The 16,520-nt window shown below is 57.6% G+C and carries 11 protein-coding genes and 2 tRNA genes; 7 read left to right on the top strand and 6 right to left on the bottom strand.

Features of this window, described 5'->3' with window-relative positions:
- Position 1: 1 nt before the first annotated feature.
- Positions 2–1,201, bottom strand: a complete 1,200-nt coding sequence (locus BFV63_RS14000; protein ID WP_045350299.1) for an MFS transporter — start codon at positions 1,199–1,201, stop codon at positions 2–4.
- A 138-nt stretch (positions 1,202–1,339) separates the two neighbouring features.
- Here BFV63_RS14000 and BFV63_RS14005 point away from each other — a divergent pair, with 138 nt between their 5' ends.
- The 6 genes from BFV63_RS14005 to BFV63_RS14030 all read left to right on the top strand — a co-directional run bounded on the left by BFV63_RS14005 (position 1,340) and on the right by BFV63_RS14030 (position 9,549).
- Positions 1,340–3,082 (top strand): IucA/IucC family protein, encoded by a 1,743-nt coding sequence (locus tag BFV63_RS14005; RefSeq protein ID WP_048240515.1) that lies wholly within the window; start codon positions 1,340–1,342, stop codon positions 3,080–3,082.
- Positions 3,082–4,029 carry a GNAT family N-acetyltransferase gene (locus BFV63_RS14010; RefSeq protein WP_023314431.1) on the top strand — a complete coding sequence of 316 codons (948 nt, stop codon included), beginning with the start codon at positions 3,082–3,084 and terminating at the stop codon, positions 4,027–4,029. Before BFV63_RS14005 ends, BFV63_RS14010 begins: the two co-directional genes overlap by 1 nt.
- Positions 4,026–5,768 carry an IucA/IucC family protein gene (gene iucC, locus BFV63_RS14015; RefSeq protein WP_045350297.1) on the top strand — a complete coding sequence of 581 codons (1,743 nt, stop codon included), beginning with the start codon at positions 4,026–4,028 and terminating at the stop codon, positions 5,766–5,768. The genes BFV63_RS14010 and iucC overlap by 4 nt, the downstream gene beginning before the upstream one ends.
- Positions 5,765–7,090: a lysine N(6)-hydroxylase/L-ornithine N(5)-oxygenase family protein gene (locus BFV63_RS14020; protein ID WP_048240511.1), complete on the top strand. Its 1,326-nt coding sequence runs from the start codon at positions 5,765–5,767 to the stop codon at positions 7,088–7,090. The genes iucC and BFV63_RS14020 overlap by 4 nt, the downstream gene beginning before the upstream one ends.
- Positions 7,091–7,116: 26 nt before the next feature.
- The gene (locus tag BFV63_RS14025; RefSeq protein ID WP_023324924.1) at positions 7,117–9,306 is read left to right on the top strand and encodes a TonB-dependent siderophore receptor; all 2,190 of its coding nucleotides are present in this window, start codon (positions 7,117–7,119) and stop codon (positions 9,304–9,306) included.
- Positions 9,307–9,473: 167 nt separating this feature from the next.
- Positions 9,474–9,549, top strand: a tRNA-Asn gene (locus BFV63_RS14030).
- A 99-nt stretch (positions 9,550–9,648) separates the two neighbouring features.
- On the opposite strand, the gene cbl is transcribed toward BFV63_RS14030, so the two are convergent.
- Together cbl and nac are read right to left on the bottom strand one after the other, a co-directional pair.
- A complete protein-coding gene (gene cbl, locus BFV63_RS14035; RefSeq protein WP_003859532.1) occupies positions 9,649–10,599 on the bottom strand; it encodes an HTH-type transcriptional regulator Cbl in 951 nt (316 codons plus the stop codon).
- Between the two features lie 96 nt (positions 10,600–10,695).
- Positions 10,696–11,613 (bottom strand): nitrogen assimilation transcriptional regulator NAC, encoded by a 918-nt coding sequence (nac, locus tag BFV63_RS14040; RefSeq protein WP_003859531.1) that lies wholly within the window; start codon positions 11,611–11,613, stop codon positions 10,696–10,698.
- Positions 11,614–11,932: 319 nt separating this feature from the next.
- Between nac and BFV63_RS14045 the strand changes: the two genes are divergently transcribed.
- Positions 11,933–12,008, top strand: a tRNA-Asn gene (locus BFV63_RS14045).
- 92 nt (positions 12,009–12,100) lie between these two features.
- On the opposite strand, the gene ldtA is transcribed toward BFV63_RS14045, so the two are convergent.
- The 3 genes from ldtA to BFV63_RS14060 all read right to left on the bottom strand — a co-directional run bounded on the left by ldtA (position 12,101) and on the right by BFV63_RS14060 (position 16,259).
- Positions 12,101–13,024, bottom strand: coding sequence for a L,D-transpeptidase (ldtA, locus tag BFV63_RS14050; protein ID WP_032659287.1), 924 nt, complete (start codon positions 13,022–13,024; stop codon positions 12,101–12,103).
- A 62-nt stretch (positions 13,025–13,086) separates the two neighbouring features.
- Entirely contained in the window at positions 13,087–15,780 is a 2,694-nt protein-coding gene (locus tag BFV63_RS14055; protein WP_048240509.1) for a cation-transporting P-type ATPase, read from the bottom strand.
- Between the two features lie 47 nt (positions 15,781–15,827).
- Positions 15,828–16,259, bottom strand: coding sequence for a universal stress protein (locus tag BFV63_RS14060; RefSeq protein ID WP_003859525.1), 432 nt, complete (start codon positions 16,257–16,259; stop codon positions 15,828–15,830).
- Positions 16,260–16,520 lie beyond the last annotated feature (261 nt).

Consider the following 16,520-nt stretch of genomic DNA (forward strand, 5'->3'; position numbering starts at 1 on the left):
TTTAAGGGGTACGATCGGTCGATCGTACCCACACGCTCACCGCGAGAAACAGCAGCGCCATTCCCCATGCGGCAGTAATCAAAAACTGCTCACCGTAAAAGCGCGTCACCACGGGTACCAGCAGCGCGCTGGCCCCGTAGCCCAGCGTATGGCTGGTGGCGATCACCCCTGCGCCTTTGCCCGTCGTCAGCCGATCGTTGAGCAAAAGCTGGTATCCCGGCGTTGCCATGGCGGCCCCCAGCGAAGTGATGACAATGCCCACATAGAACAGGGCTAAACTGGCGAGAGACATCAGCCCAAGACCCGCCACCATCAGCACTGCGGCAATTAAGAGTAAAACTCTCGGGGTAAAATGCTGCGGGCGTACCACCAGAAACTGCGCCGCCAGGGTCGCCAGGGCGGCCAGACTCAGCAATAGCGCGACATGATGGCTGATTTGCACGACATCGCCATTGAATAACGGATGAAGATGCGGCGATAAGCCAAGCTGCATCAGGCTGACCAGCGCTGCCAGCAGCAGCGCCAGCACCAGGAAAGGCAGCATGGAGGCCTGTAACCGCGTCGACTGGTGCGCCACCGGCGGCAGCGGGGGATCGGCGGCTTCGCGCAGCACCAGCAGCAGCGCGATCAACGGCGCCAGCGCCATCAGCCAGAGCGGTGCGACCGGGCTGACGCCGAGCATCAGCGCGGCAAGAGGCGGTCCCAGCAGACGCCCGCAGCTCAGGCCAGAGCTTATCGTCGCCAGCGCCGCCATCCTTTTATCCAACCCCGCGCGTTGAATGGCCCACGTCTGGGCCGCAGGCACCAGCCCTGATACCGTCAGGCCGTACAGCATGCGCGACAGAACCAGGCCCGCCATTCCCCAGAGGGCATTCAGCGCGCCGTTCGCCATCGCCCAGACTACCAGCGCCATCACGACGAAGCTCGCCAGGTAGCCGCCCAGCGAGGCCAGCATAACGATCTTACAGCCGTGCCGCTCGCTCTGGCGTCCCCACCAGGGCGATGCGGGTAAAAAGAGCATCGAGCCGAACATCAACAGCCCGGCCCAGACGGAGAGCGACAATCCGGTCAGGGAGACCAGCTGCGGCAGCATGACCAGCAAACCGTTTTGTCCAATACCTAATAAACCGGCGCCCAGTGCCAGGGACCAGTTAGCTTTCGGGGCCACAACGTCAGTGAGATTCTCGGTACGGGTGCGCATAAAATTGTGAAGATAATGTCAATAAATGTGTGGAAATTATGAAGTTTATGAAAACAAATATTGCAAAAATAGTTGCCACTGTAAACAGAATGAATATCATAACGAGAATTATTATCAGTCATGGAATGAGGTACAACTATGCGTACTCTGCTCCGCTCCGCCGGTACAGATGTTGCGGCCCAGTGTTTTTTGAACGCGCTGCTGCGCGAAACGAAGGACTGGCACTATCTTCCCGCAACCCGTGCGGATGAGTTATCACTGATTCATATCCCGCTCTCCCCAACCCAGGCCATTCGGGTTCCGGTACGCTATTTCTCCCCCACACAGCATCACCAGTATCTTTTCCCGGCAACGCTGATTCAGGCCGACAGCGACGGCGGTGACACGGTCACATTCCTTCAACTGATTGATTTAATTATTGAAAAAGAGACGGTTAAAGGCGCTCTGGATGCCGATACGCTGGCTCGCTTTAAGCAGCGCGTCCTGGAAAGCCATACACACACCTGGCAGGCCATTGATTTACGCCACAACTGGGCAAACCTGCGCGATAAGCCGCTGACCTTTGCCGAAGCGGAACAGGCGCTGCTGGTCGGCCATGCTTTTCATCCTGCCCCAAAGTCGCACGAGCCGTTTAACGAGGCCGAGGCGCGTCGCTATCTGCCGGATTTCGCCTCCCGCTTCCCGCTGCGCTGGTTTGCGGTTGAGCATGAGCTGATTACCGGCGACAGCCTGAATGTCTCCCTGCGGGAACGTCTGCTGCGCTTTGCAGCGCAGAGCGCGCCGGCTCTTCTCGGTCACTTCACCGACACCTGCTGGCTACTGCCGATGCACCCGTGGCAGGCCGACTATCTGCTGGAGCAGGACTGGTGCCAGCGTCTGGTAGAAAAAGGCGCCCTGCGCGATCTGGGCGAAGCCGGTGCGCCATGGCTACCCACCAGCTCTTCCCGCTCGCTGTACAGTGAAACCAACAGCGACATGATTAAGTTTTCCCTGAGCGTGCGCCTAACCAACTCCGTGCGCACGCTGTCGGTGAAAGAGGTTAAGCGCGGCATGCGCCTGGCGCGGCTGGCGAAAACGGCACGCTGGCAAGGGCTCCAGGCGCGCTACCCGACCATGCGCGTGATGCAGGAGGACGGCTGGGCGGGGCTGCGCGATGAGCACGGCGTCATTCAGGAAGAGAGCCTGATGGCCCTGCGCGTCAATCTGCTGTTCGATACCCCTGAAACGCAAACCAACGTGCTGGTGAGCCTGACCCAGGCCGCGCCGGACGGCGGCGACAGTCTGCTCGCCGCGGCGGTGCGTCGTCTGAGCCAGCGTCTGGACTTACCCCTCGCCCAGGCCGCGCGCTGCTGGCTGGATGCCTACTGCGACCGCGTATTGCTTCCGCTGTTCAGCGCCGAGGCGGACTACGGTCTGGTCCTGCTGGCGCACCAGCAAAATATCCTCGTTGAGATGCAGCAGGATTTCCCCGTTGGACTGATCTACCGTGACTGCCAGGGCAGCGCCTGGACCGAAGGGGCCGACGCGTGGCTGAATGAGGCAGGTGAAACCGAAGTTGAAAACCGCTTCGGTGAGAGCCAGCTGCTGCGCTACTTCCCTTATTACCTGCTGCTGAACTCTACCCTTGCCGTCACCGCCGCGCTCGCCGCTGCCGGTTTCGACAGCGAAGAGAACCTGATGTCCCGCGTGCGTGACGCGCTGGCCGAACTGCGCACGACGGCGAAGCAGACCCGCTGCCTTGATTATGTGCTCGACAGCCCGACCTGGAACTGTAAAGGCAACTTCTTCTGCTATCTGCACGATCGCAACGAAAACACCATCGTCGATCCGGCGGTGATCTATTTCGACTTCAGCAACCCGTTTTATAAGGAGAAGGCGTGATGGCAAACGCGAATATCGTCCATTCCGGCTACGGCTTTCGCTGCACGGTCACGGAACAAAACCTGCCGCTGACGCTGGGTCTCGACGGCAGCGCGGTTATGGAGCGGCTGATCGGGCTCCCGGACGGCTGGCTGGTGGACGCCCTCGACCAGCTGTTTGTTGCCGCGCCCGCCCTGACCGGCATTACCCTGCCGTGGGCAGCCTGGCAGGATGAACCTCAGGCGCAGGCGCTGTTTAGCCTCGTTCACGGAGATTATCTGGCGCGTGAAATTTTCTGGCAGCTGCCGCTGTGGCTGAAAGGCGAACGCCCGCAGGCGAGCGGCGGAATGCAGTTTGACGAAAGCCGTCAGCTGTACTTCCCGCTGCGCCCTCACCGCCCACAGGGCGAGGTGTATCGCCGTTACGATCCGCAGATTAAGCGCACCCTGAGCTTCCGCGTGGCGGACGTGGCGCTGGACGGCGAGCGTTTTACCCGCTGGATGAACACCCCACGCGTGAACGCTTTCTGGGAGATGGCCGGCCCGCAGGCCGAGCAGGAGAACTACCTGCGTCGCCAGCTCGACTCGACCTATTGCTATCCGGTGATCGGCTGCTTTGACGATCAGCCATTCGGCTATTTTGAACTCTACTGGGCGGCGGAAGACCGCATTGGCCGCCACTATCGCTGGCAGCCCTTTGACCGCGGGCTGCATATGCTGGTGGGCGAAGAGAACTGGCGCGGAGCGCAGTATATCCGCAGCTGGCTGCGCGGCCTGAGCCACTATCTGTATCTCGATGAACCGCGCACGGCGCGCATTGTGGCGGAACCGCGCTTCGACAACCAGCGTCTGTTCCGCCATCTGGCGTCCGCCGGTTTCGACACGGTGAAAGAGTTCGACTTCCCGCACAAACGCTCCCGTCTCATCATGAGCGAGCGTCATCGCTTCTTCCACGAGGTGGAACTGTGAACGCGCTCTGGCAGAAAGTGAACCGCGAGATGGTGGCGAAGATCCTCGCCGAACTGGAATATGAACGCACCCTGCGCGCCGAGCCGGATTCGGCGGACTACTGGCGCATCAGTATGGGCAACGCGTGCTGGCAGTTTCGCGCCACGCGTGGGATCTGGGGCTGGCTGCATATTGACCCTGATACCCTGACCACCACCAGCGGCGCGGCGGTCGAAGCGGAAAACGCGCTGCTGCAACTGGCCACCGTACTGGAGATGAGCGACGCGCAAACAGCGGAGCACATGGAAGATCTCTACGCCACGCTGCGGGGCGACATGCAGCTGTTGCAGGCGCGTGAAACGTTGGATGCCGATGCGCTGATCCACCTTGACCCGGACGAGCTACAGTGCCTGATGCGCGGTCACCCGAAGTTTATTTTCAACAAGGGACGCCGCGGCTGGGGGCTGGATGCCCTGCGCCTGTACGCGCCGGAATATCGCGGGCGTTTTCGTCTGCACTGGGTCGCCGTGCAGCGCGATCGTCTGGTCTGGAGCAGCGACGCCGATTGCGATATTAACGCCCTGCTCTCCAGCGCCATGGACGATGCCGAGCGCGAGCGGTTCGACGCCCGCTGGCAGGAGCTGGATCTGGATGATAGCTGGCTGCCGGTGCCGCTGCACCCGTGGCAGTGGCAGCAAAAAATTGCCATTCATTTCCTGGCGCAGCTCGCACGCGGTGAAATGGTGGAGCTGGGTGAGTTCGGCGATGAGTATCTGGCGCAGCAGTCCCTGCGCACGCTGACCAACGCCAGCCGTCGCGCGCCGTATGACATCAAGCTGCCGCTGACCATCTACAACACCTCCTGCTATCGCGGTATTCCGGGCAAGTATATTGCCGCCGGTCCGCTGGCCTCGCGCTGGCTACAGCAGCAGTTTGCCAGCGATGCCACGCTGATTCGCTCCGGGGCGCAGGTGCTTGGCGAACCCGCTGCCGGATATCTGTCGCATCCGGGTTATGCCGCATTGCCTGAGGCGCCGTACCGCTATCAGGAGATGCTGGGGGTGATCTGGCGCGAGAACCCATCCTGCTATTTACAGGATGGTGAACAGGCGGTGCTGATGGCGGCGCTGATGGAAACCGATAATCAGGGGCGCCCGCTGATTGACGCATGGATCAAACGCTCGGGGTTAACCGCTGACGCATGGCTGGAAAAGCTGTTTGAGGCGACGGTGATCCCCTTCTATCACCTGCTCTGTCGCTACGGGGTGGCGCTCATCGCCCACGGCCAGAACGTCACGCTGGTGATGAAAGATTACGTTCCGCAGCGCATTTTGCTGAAGGATTTCCAGGGCGATATGCGCCTGGTGGATGAAGATTTCCCGCAGGCGCAGAGCCTGCCGGAGCAGGTAAAAGCGGTGACGGCGCGCCTCAGCGCGGATTACATCATCCACGACCTGCAAACCGGCAACTTTGTCACGGTGCTGCGCTTTATATCCCGCCTCACCCTGCAATGCGGCGTGAATGAAACCCGCTTCTATCAGATCCTGGCGCTGGTGTTACATCGTTATATGGCCGCCCATCCGGATCTTGCGGCGCGCTTCGCGAAGTTCGACCTGTTTAAGCCGCAGATTATTCGCGTGATCCTCAACCCGGTCAAACTGACCTTCTCTGAACACGACGGCGGCAGCCGCATGCTGCCGAACTACGTCTGCGATCTTGATAACCCTCTTTTTCTGGCCTCCCGGGAGTCAGCGCAATGAAAACCTATGATTTCATCGGCATTGGTATCGGTCCGTTCAACCTCAGTATTGCCGCGCTGGCGGAGGGGCTGGACGGTTTTAGCTCGCTGTTTCTTGAACGCAAGCCGCACTTCTCCTGGCACCCGGGGATGATGGTGCCGGACTGCCATATGCAGACCAGCTTCCTGAAGGATCTGGTCAGCGCCGTAGAGCCAACCAACCGCCACAGCTTCCTGAACTACCTGGTACAGCGCAAAAAGTTCTACCGTTTCCTCACCACCGAGCAGCGCACCGTGTCGCGCGAGGAGTTTGCCGACTACCTGTGCTGGGCGGCGGATAACCTCACCAACCTGGCCTTCAGCCAGCAGGTACAGCAGGTCAGCTTTGATGAGCAAAACGGCCTGTTTGAGATCGTGACCCAGCGGGATCGCTTCCTGGCGCGGCACGTCTGCGTGGGGATTGGGAAGCAGATCAATCTGCCAGACTGCGTCACCGCGCAGGACGATACCTGCTTCCACGCCAGCGAAATGATGCTGCGCACGCCGGATTTAGCGGGCAAGCGCGTCACCGTCGTCGGCGGCGGCCAGAGCGGTGCGGATCTGTTCCTGAATATCTTCCGTGGGGAATGGGGCCAGCCGCTGAGCCTCAACTGGGTGTCGCGCCGCAACAACTACAACGCGCTGGATGAAGCCGCGTTTGCTAACGAGTATTTCACGCCAGAGTATGTGGACAGCTTCTCGACCCTCGGTGACGACGCCCGACGTCAGATGTTGCAGGAGCAGAAAATGACCTCCGACGGGATCACCACCGAGTCCCTGCTGGCGATTTACCGCGCCATGTACCACCGTTTCGAAGTGCTGCGTGAAAAACCCTGGGCGCACCTGATGCCGTCCCGCTCGGTGACGGCGCTGACGCGCCAGGAAACCGGACCTCGCCTCAGCATCCAGCATCACCTGGACGGCGGGCGCGAACAGCTTGAAAGCGACGTGGTGATTTTCGCCACCGGCTACCGCGCCGTGCAGCCTGCTTTTCTCGTCCCGCTCTCTTCCCGACTGCGTCTGGATGAGGATGAAGCCTTCTGCATCAACAACGATTTTACCCTTGAATGGGACGGCCCGCAGAGCAACCGCCTGTTTGCCGTGAATGCCGGGATGCACCGTCTCGGTATTGCCGAACCCCAGCTCAGCCTGATGGCCTGGCGCGCGGCGCGAATTTTGAATCGCGCTCACGATGACGAGCCGTTTGAGCTGGCAACCACCCCCGGCGTGATCCACTGGCGGAGCACCACCAGCCCGGAGAGCAGCCAGGTTTTTAAATCATTAATAAAGACCACCGAGTACTGACACACACATTCAGGATCAACATAACAATGAAACGTTCTCATCTTTGGGTTTTAAATCCGTGCTTGCTTGCCATGCTTTCTACCTCTGCGTGGGCGGAAGAACAAAAGGAAGAAGATATTGTGGTCTCCGCCAGCCGGGCACATCGCAGCGTGGCAGAGATGGCGCAAACCACCTGGGTTATTGAGCGGGCGGAAATTGAGCAGCAGGTTCAGGGCGGGAAAGAGATTAAAGACGTTCTGGCCCAGCTGATCCCCGGCATGGACGTCAGCAGCCAGGGACGTACCAACTACGGCATGAACCTGCGCGGTCGCTCCATGATGGTGATGGTGGACGGCGTACGTCTGAACTCGTCCCGCAGCGACAGCCGCCAGCTCGACTCTATCGATCCGTTCAACATTGACCGCATCGAAGTGATCTCCGGCGCCACCTCGCTGTACGGCGGCGGCAGTACCGGCGGGCTGGTGAACATCGTCACCAAAAAAGGCCAGCCGGAGACCGAAGTGGAGTTCCAGACCGGGGCAAAAAGCGGGTTTAACAGCCATAACGACCATGATGAGAACGTCTCCGCAGCCGTGAGCGGCGGCAATGACAACGCCTCTGGTCGTCTGTCGGTCTCCTATCAGCGCTACGGCGGCTGGTATGACGGCAACGGCGACGAGGTGATTATCGATAACACCCAGACCGGCTTGCAGTATTCCGACCGTATCGACGTGATGGGGACAGGCACCATCAACATCGACGATCATCAGCAGCTCCAGTTAACCACGCAGTACTACAAGAGCGAATCTGACGGCAAGCACGGCCTGTTCCTTGGGGAGAATTTCGCTGCGGTCACGGGCGATGCCAAAGCCTATAACAAAGACAACCTGAACTCTGACCGTATCCCGGGCACTGAGCGTCACCTGATCAACCTGCAATACTCGAACACCGATTTCTGGGGTCAGGATCTGGTTGCGCAGATTTACTACCGTGACGAGAGCCTGACCTACTACCCGTTCCCGACGCTGAGCAAAGGCGCGGTGACCAGCATTGGCGCGTCCCAGCAGAAAACCGATTTTTACGGCGGCAAGCTGACGCTGAACAGCAAGCCGATGGACGACCTGACCCTCACCTGGGGCGTGGATGCCGACCATGAAACGTTCGATGCCAACCAGCAGTTCTTCGACTTAAGCAAAGCGGCGGCGAGCGGCGGCATGGAGCTGGACAATGCCTACAACGTGGGCCGTTATCCGGGTTACAGCATTACCAACCTCGCGCCGTTCCTGCAAGCCAGCTATGACATTGACGCCATCACCCTGAGCGGCGGCGTGCGTTATCAGTACACCGAAAACAAGGTGGACGATTTTGTCGGTTACGCCCAGCAGCAGGCAATCGCCACGGGCAAAGCCACCTCCGCTGACGCGGTGCCGGGCGGGAAAACCGACTACAACAACTTCCTGTTTAACGCCGGGATCCTTGGACGTCTGACCGAACAGCAACAGCTGTGGTTTAACTTCTCCCAGGGCTTCGAGATCCCGGACCTGGCGAAGTACTACGGCTCCGGCACCTATCAGCTGGTCGATGGTCACTATCGTCTGCAAAACAGCGTCAATGTGAACGACTCAACGCTGGACGGGATTAAGGTCAATGCTTACGAGCTCGGCTGGCGCTTCACCGGCGATAACCTGCGTACTCAGGTGGCGGCATACTACTCGCTCTCGGATAAAACCATCACCATCAACAAGAGCGACATGACCATCAACCTGGAGGACGACAAACGTCGTATCTATGGGGTTGAAGGCCAGGTGGATTATTTCTTCACCGACAGCGACTGGAGCACCGGGGCGAACTTTAACGCCATCAAGTCCGAAACGCGTGAAAACGGTAAATGGGAGAAGCTGACGGTCGACAGCGCCAGCCCGTCTAAAGCCAGCGCATGGGTCAACTGGGCGCCGGGCGACTGGACGCTACGCGTGCAGAGCACACAAACCTTTGACGTGTCTGACGCCGACGGTAAGAAGATTGATGGCTATAACACCGTTGATTTCCTGGGTAGCTACGCCCTGCCGGTGGGCAAAGTCAGCTTCAGCGTGGAGAACCTGCTGGACAAAGACTACACCACCGCCTGGGGCCAGCGCGCACCGGGGCTGTATAGCCCAACCTACGGCGCACCGGGTCTTTATACTTATAAAGGCCGTGGACGTACGTTTGGTCTGAACTACTCCGTTCTGTTCTGATCCTGCGCGCCGCCTGTCTGCGGGCGGCGCGATTTGCTGTGCAATTTGAAAGCAAATTTGCTATTAAATCATCGGTTTGCTGAAATTGTCGACAAACGAACAAAAACGGTGTTTTCCCCTTTGACAAGGCGCACGCAGGTCGATAATATGCGCCTCGTTCACACGATTCCTCTGTAGTTCAGTCGGTAGAACGGCGGACTGTTAATCCGTATGTCACTGGTTCGAGTCCAGTCAGAGGAGCCAAATTTGAAAAGCCTGCTTTTAAAGCAGGCTTTTTGCTTTTGTGGGTTCGGTAAATTTGCCGGGTGGCGGCTGCGCCTTACCCGGCCTACTGATTAGCGACTAAATCTGATAATCAATCGCCACCTCTTCCGGCTCCATCACCTGGCGTTTGATCTCATCCACCGACAGGCCCGCGTTGCATAGCTCAATAAAACGCCACACGTAGTTACGCTGAAGCTGCCCGCGCTTTAGCCCCAGCCAGACGGTATTCGCATCGAACAGGTGACGCGTATCCAGACGCACCAGATTTCCGGCCTCATATTCTCCGCCAGACTGCTCGGCCACCAGGCCAATCCCCAGCCCTAACTCGACGTAGGTTTTGATCACGTCGGAATCCTGCGCGCTCAGCACCACGTCCGGCGTGAGCCCTTTACGCTTGAACGCTTCATCAATGCGCGAGCGCCCGGTAATGCCCTGCCGGTAGGTAATCAGCGGCCATTTGACGATCTCTTCCAGCGTCAACGGCGAAACCTGATTCAGCGGGTGATCGGCGGGTAACAGCAGGCTGTGGTGCCAGCGGAACCACGGGAACGCCACCAGCAGCGGGTCGTTGCTCAGCCGTTCACTGGCGATACCGATATCGGCTCCGCCGTTATGCAGCAGCACTTCGATTTCCTGCGGCGTGCCCTGGATCAGTTCGAGACGTACGTCCGGGAAGATCTCACGAAATGCTTTGATAACCGTCGGAAGACTGTAGCGCGCCTGTGTATGGGTGGTGGCGATAGTCAGCACACCGGAAGCGTCGTTGGTAAAGAGATCCGCCAGCCGGCGAACGTTGCTGGCCTCGTTGAGAATGCGCTCAGCGATGGTCAGTAATGCCTTGCCTGGCTCGGTCATACCCAGCAGGCGCTTGCCGCGACGGATAAAAATCTCAATGCCTAACTCCTCCTCCAGCTCGCGGATATGCCGGCTGACGCCCGACTGAGAGGTGTAAAGCATATTGGCGACTTCGGTCAGGTTGTAATCCCGCCTGGCCGCCTCACGAATAATTTTAAGTTGCTGGAAATTCACAATTCACTCCGGCGCATCTGACATAAGGCTATTGTTAGAGTCAGCCGGGCTGGAGAACAAATAATAAAAACCAGCATCTTATGCTTATTTGGAATATCAGCTGACCAGTTGCAGCTCGCGATTTTCCAGCGACGGCTTACTGACCAGAGACATCAGGATCTCTTTCACCGCCTGCGCCTGCGGTGACAGGGAGCCGCGCGCGGACATATTTAACGACAGCGGTAAGCTCATGGATGGCGTGGTGATACGGGCCATCCAGCCGTTTGCCGCGCTGCACAGTGAACGTGCGGCAGACTCGGGCAGAACCGTTACACCCATGCCGCTGGCAATGGCGGCAGTCAGCGTGGAGATGGAGTCGATCTCGCCGATGATCTTCGCCGTCAGACGGCGCAGCGAAAACGCTTCGTCAACGCGCACGCGCACGGCACTGTAGTCGCGCGGCAGAAACAGGTTCATCTCTGCCACAGCGGTTAAATCAATGCTCTGGCCAGGGCAATCACGGGTACCGACCAGATAAAGATCTTCCTTCAGCAGCGGCTGGCTGGTGATCCCGGCAACCGGGGAGCGATCGTACAGCACCGCCATATCCAGCTGACCGTTGAGCAGTTTGTCATTGAGCACGGAACCACTGTTCTCATGCAGATAAACCAGCACTTCCGGTAGCTCTGCTCGCACCGCCTGAAGCAGCGGCATGGTTACCGACGATGCGGCCGTTCCCGGCGCCAGCCCGATAGAGACATGGCCACTCAGGGTCTGACCCACATTGTGCACGGCCAGCTGCGCTTGTTCACACTGACGCAGGATCGTGCGGGCATGGGTATATAAAATTTTTCCCGCTTCGGTAGGCGTTACGCCGCGCTTGGTGCGGATCAACAGTTGCTGGTCCATTTCGCCTTCCAGAGTCGCGACCTGCTGGCTCAGCGCAGGCTGCGCGATATGCAGCACTTCAGCCGCCTGGGTCAGGCTGCCGATATCGACGATTTTTACGAAGTATTTCAGTCGTCTTAAGTTCATGTTGCCCCCTGTTCGAAAATAGCGTGCCGGTAACGGCTGTGTTGTTAAACAGGTTTTGCAATATGAATGCCAGTTTTTGCAGCGGGTGTATGTCTCTGCTAAGCGGCTGAAAATAAGGAAAGCCAATCACTGATGCCTTTTTTGAGACGGGGACAACGGTTTCCGATCTGCCCCATTCGGGGTATATCTGCACAATAATGGTGCATTCCGTTGGCAAAAACGTCACTTTGCTGGTTTTGTCAGCAAACAGTCTGAAGTGGGCGATACATCCTTTGACAAGGCGTACGGAGGTCGATAATATGCGCCCCGTTCACACGATTCCTCTGTAGTTCAGTCGGTAGAACGGCGGACTGTTAATCCGTATGTCACTGGTTCGAGTCCAGTCAGAGGAGCCAAATTTGAAAAGCCTGCTTTTAAAGCAGGCTTTTTGCTTTTCTGCGTTCGGTAAGTTTGTCGGGTGGCGCTCCGCTTACCCGACCTACGGTACTCAAGGCCCGGCAAGCGAAGCGCTACCAGTCATAGCAAGCTTCACCGGCATCCCCGACCGCCGTTCCAGTTCAGCGCCCGCCCCTTCACTTATCAGCTGCGTCCTTTGTGCGGCTGAAATGGGCAGCGGCACCTTATTTGTCGATTCAAATTCCGCGCGATTGCGTGAAAGCGGCTCGTGAACCTCTACCCAACGGCTACCGTCCGGCTCCGTGGTCACTTTTACGGGCTGATCGATAAGCTGTACCCGCGTCCCCACCGAAACGTTATCGAACAGGTATTTGATATCGTTATTACGCAGGCGAATGCAGCCCTGGCTGACGCGCAGACCAATGCCGAAATTTGAGTTAGTACCGTGGATCGCGTACAGCCTGCCGATATAAAGGGCATACAGCCCCATCGGGTTATCCGGCCCGGCGGGAACGAACGCGGGCAACGTTTTCCCTTCCTTCGCGTAAGCACGTCGCGTATTTGGCGTGGGTGACCAGGTTGGGCCTTCCTGTTTGCGCTCAACGGCGGTTACCCAGTTACGCGGCGTTTCGCGCCCGGCCTGACCGATGCCAATAGGCAGCACCTCAACCGTGTTACTGCCGGGTGGATAATAGTAAAGCCGCATTTCCGCGACGTTCACCACAATTCCCTCGCGCACCGTTGGCGGCAGAATAAGCTGCTGGGGTACCGCAAGCTGTGTTCCGGCTCGCGGTAAAAACGGATCCACCCCCGGGTTGGCTTCCAGCATATTGCTCAACCCCTGTCCGTGCTGCGCTGCAAACGCTTCGAGCGGCAGAGTATTGCCCTCAGGCACAGTGATGGTGATCGGCGCCCCCACCAGGCGGCTGCCCTCGGGAGGGAGGGGGTAGGTTACAGCAGATGCAGCGGGAACCAGAATACCAAGCGTAAAAACGAACGAGGCAAATCGAATCATAGTGTTCTGTACTCAGTCAAAGAGAAAGCCTGCCGGTGGGCAGGCTTAGCCTGCTCATTCAGTCATCTTTTCGTCGTGCGCCATCTCCGGGTAAGGATTTTTTCTGCTTCAACAATCATGAACATCGCAAACCCAATCAGGAAGGTAATGATCCAGTAGCGGAACGGTAGCGCTTCGGTACCGAACAGCATTTGCATGAACGGCGCATAGATGATCAGAAGCTGAAGAGCCAGAAGTACGCCGCTCACGATCCATATCCCCTTATTAGCCAGCAGACCTTTACTCAGGGAGAAACCGTCGGTGACGCGGCAGTTGAGCATGTAAAACCACTGGGCGGTGACCAGCGTTTGCAGCAACACGGTGCGGATGAACTCCGGCGAGTAGCCGCGAGGTTGCAGCCAGGCCTCCAGCACAAAGGCGCTGATGGCAATCATCAGGCCGACAAACACCACTCGCCAGATGGCATAACCGTCCATCACATGCAGGTTAGACTTACGCGGCGGCCGGTTCATGATGTCCTTCTCACCCGCTTCAAACGCCAGGCCAAACGACAGCGTTGCCGAGGTTGCCATGTTCATCCACAGGATCAGTACCGGTGTTAACGGGATCAGGTTCCCCGCCAGCAGGGCAATAATGATCAGCAGGGCCTGGGCGATGTTGCTCGGGATAACGAACAAAATGGTCTTTTTCAGGTTGTCGTAGACCCGACGCCCTTCATGGACCGCCCGGGCAATGGTGGCAAAGTTATCATCCGTTAACACCATATCGGCGGCTTCTTTGGTGACTTCAGTACCTTTGATCCCCATCGCGATGCCGACATCCGCCCGCTTCAGCGCAGGCGCATCGTTCACCCCGTCCCCGGTCATTCCGACCACTTCCTGCTTACTTTGCAGCGCCTGCACCAGGCGGAATTTATCTTCCGGGCTGGTTCGGGCAAAGATATCGTATTTTTGCGCCGCCTCGCTCAGCTGGTGGTCGTCCATCGCTTCCAGCTCGCGCCCGGTAATGGCGCTCGCCGCGTTGCCAATACCCAGCATCTGTCCAATGCTCATCGCCGTTTGTGGATGATCCCCGGTAATCATTTTCACGCGAATGCCCGCCTGCAAGCAGTCGGCAATGGCCGAAATGGCTTCCGGGCGCGGGGGATCCATCATGCCCGCAATGCCGAGCAGTATGACCCCCTCTTGCAGATCCGCATGCGTCAGCTCGCGCTGCCCGCTGGCGGCCGGTTTCCAGGCCGCAGCCACCATGCGCAATCCCTCGCGCGCATACTCTTCAATCTTCTCTTCCCAATAGTGCAGGTTGAACGGCTCCAGCCCGTTTTGGGTCTGCTGGTGCAGGCAAAGACGGAAAAGGACGTCCGGCGCACCGGTGATTAACATCACCTCTTCGTCGCCCAGGCGATAAAGGGTGGACATGTATTTATATTGCGAATCGAATGGGATTTTACTGCGCAATTCGGCGTCAATTGTCGGAAGCGGGATTTTGGCCGCCAGCACCTTCAGCGCGCCTTCGGTTGGCCCGCCGGTGATTTTCCACAGCCCCTGCTCATCTTTGATCAGCTGGCTGTCATTACAGAGATCGACGGTGCGCAGATAGCGCTCAAGCACAGACCCCTGGGTCACGGTGACCGGTGTTGGATCGTCAACAGGGTGAATAGCGCCCACCGGTTCGTAACTGTCTCCCTCGACGCGGTAGGTGGTGTCCGCGGTAATCACCGCTTTTACCGTCATCTCATTCATGGTCAGGGTGCCGGTTTTATCCGAGCAGATAACCGTCATCGCCCCCAGCGTTTCCACGGTAGGCAGCTTGCGAATAATCGCCTTGCGACGCGCCATCGCCTGCACGCCCAGCGAGAGGATGATCGAGATAATGGCCGGTAATCCTTCCGGCACCGCCGCCACCGCAAGGCTAATCAGCGACAGCACCAGCTCTGAAACGGGCATATCGCGGAAGATGAGGCTGAAAACGAACAGCGCCAGCATCATCACCAGAATGGTGATAAAAATGGTCTTGCCGAGCTTGTCCATTTGCACCATCAACGGGGTACGGTGTTTTTCAATGTCTGACATCATCTGGTTGATATGGCCGAGTTCGGTCTCCCCACCGGTTGCCACCACCAGCCCTTTTCCCCCGCCGGAGCTGACGGTGGTGCCCGAATACAGCAGATTGTAACGGTCACCTAACGGGAGTTCGCCGCTGAGCACATCGCTGCTTTTCTCCACTACCGTGGATTCGCCGGTGAGAATAGCTTCTTCCACCCGCAGGTTGTGCGCCTCTATCACGCGAAGATCGGCAGGAATGCGATCCCCGGCGCGTATCACCACGATATCTCCCGGCACCAGCGCTGTCGTCGGGATAGTTTCATGGTTGCCCTGCCGGATGACCACAGCCTCGCTGGAGAGCATATTACGAATGCTTTGTAGCGACTTCTCCGCATTGCTCTCCTGAATATGGCCAATCAGGGCGTTAATGATAGCCACCCCAAGAATGACAAACATATCCACCCAGTGTCCCATTATCAGCTTCAGCAACGCCGCCGCCAGAAGGACGTAAATAAGGACATCGTTGAAATGGGCCAGAAAGCGCAGCCAGCCAGGTTTACCCGGTTTTTGCGGTAAGGCGTTTTCGCCGTATTTTTCCAGCCTGGCGGTGGCTTCTGTACTGCTAAGTCCGTCGAGGCTGGATTGGATATTTGTCAGGGTTTCATCAACGGTCTGTTGATAATACGGGCGGTGAGGCTTTTCTGTTTTCATCGTTCCTTCCTCGGGTTCTTTTCAGAAATCACCTTGCTTTCATGTCATTAACGAATAACGAAAACAGGAACATGCGCATAACGAACGATACTCGCCGCCTCTGACCCTAATAAATGGGTTTGAATATTGGGATTACGCGATCCCACAATAATCGCACCGACGTTAAGTTCATCCGCCAGTTTGATTACCTCATCACGTATATTCCCGCTGCGAACATGCAGATGGACATTTGCTTCCGGCAGGTTGATTTTTTTTACCAGCGCAGCCAGTTTTTCTTTAGCATTATTAATCATATATTCATCCATCTTTCTCGCGTCTGCAATAAAACCGCGGGTCAGTTCCGCCGAGAACTTTGGCATAACGTACAGCAGATGGACATTACCCGATGCGCTTTGCGCCAGGAATTGGGCATGCTGTAGCGCTTTATCAGACAACGCTGTTTCGTATACATCCACCGGCACCAGAATCGTTTTATACATATCAAGCATCCTTTTTATAACCAACACAACAGTGAGTGAATCAGGAGAGATCGCATCAACCCCATGGGTACAGGCGTGAATGCCTTTTACGGAAAAAAGGAATGGATGCTATTAAACGTAGCACAGGAATATCAGGATGTTATTCAAAGGGGATACGCTATTGTAACGCTTGTTTCGCCTGAGTATGTCACGCCACTAATAATGGTTATTTAACATTTATTTATTCACCGACTATGCTCATAGTCAGGCATGCAACACGTT

Origin of the sequence: Enterobacter hormaechei subsp. xiangfangensis, from assembly GCF_001729785.1 — a bacterium.
GTDB classification, from domain to species: domain Bacteria; phylum Pseudomonadota; class Gammaproteobacteria; order Enterobacterales; family Enterobacteriaceae; genus Enterobacter; species Enterobacter hormaechei_C.

Excerpts from the sequence above, each read along its gene's own strand:
- BFV63_RS14055 (WP_048240509.1), bottom strand. The coding sequence starts at position 15,780 with ATGAAAACAGAAAAGCCTCACCGCCCGTATTATCAACAGACCGTTGAT.
- BFV63_RS14000 (WP_045350299.1), bottom strand. The coding sequence starts at position 1,201 with ATGCGCACCCGTACCGAGAATCTCACTGACGTTGTGGCCCCGAAAGCT.
- BFV63_RS14060 (WP_003859525.1), bottom strand. The coding sequence starts at position 16,259 with ATGTATAAAACGATTCTGGTGCCGGTGGATGTATACGAAACAGCGTTG.
- ldtA (WP_032659287.1), bottom strand. The coding sequence starts at position 13,024 with ATGATTCGATTTGCCTCGTTCGTTTTTACGCTTGGTATTCTGGTTCCC.
- BFV63_RS14025 (WP_023324924.1), top strand. The coding sequence starts at position 7,117 with ATGAAACGTTCTCATCTTTGGGTTTTAAATCCGTGCTTGCTTGCCATG.
- nac (WP_003859531.1), bottom strand. The coding sequence starts at position 11,613 with ATGAACTTAAGACGACTGAAATACTTCGTAAAAATCGTCGATATCGGC.
- BFV63_RS14005 (WP_048240515.1), top strand. The coding sequence starts at position 1,340 with ATGCGTACTCTGCTCCGCTCCGCCGGTACAGATGTTGCGGCCCAGTGT.
- BFV63_RS14010 (WP_023314431.1), top strand. The coding sequence starts at position 3,082 with ATGGCAAACGCGAATATCGTCCATTCCGGCTACGGCTTTCGCTGCACG.
- BFV63_RS14020 (WP_048240511.1), top strand. The coding sequence starts at position 5,765 with ATGAAAACCTATGATTTCATCGGCATTGGTATCGGTCCGTTCAACCTC.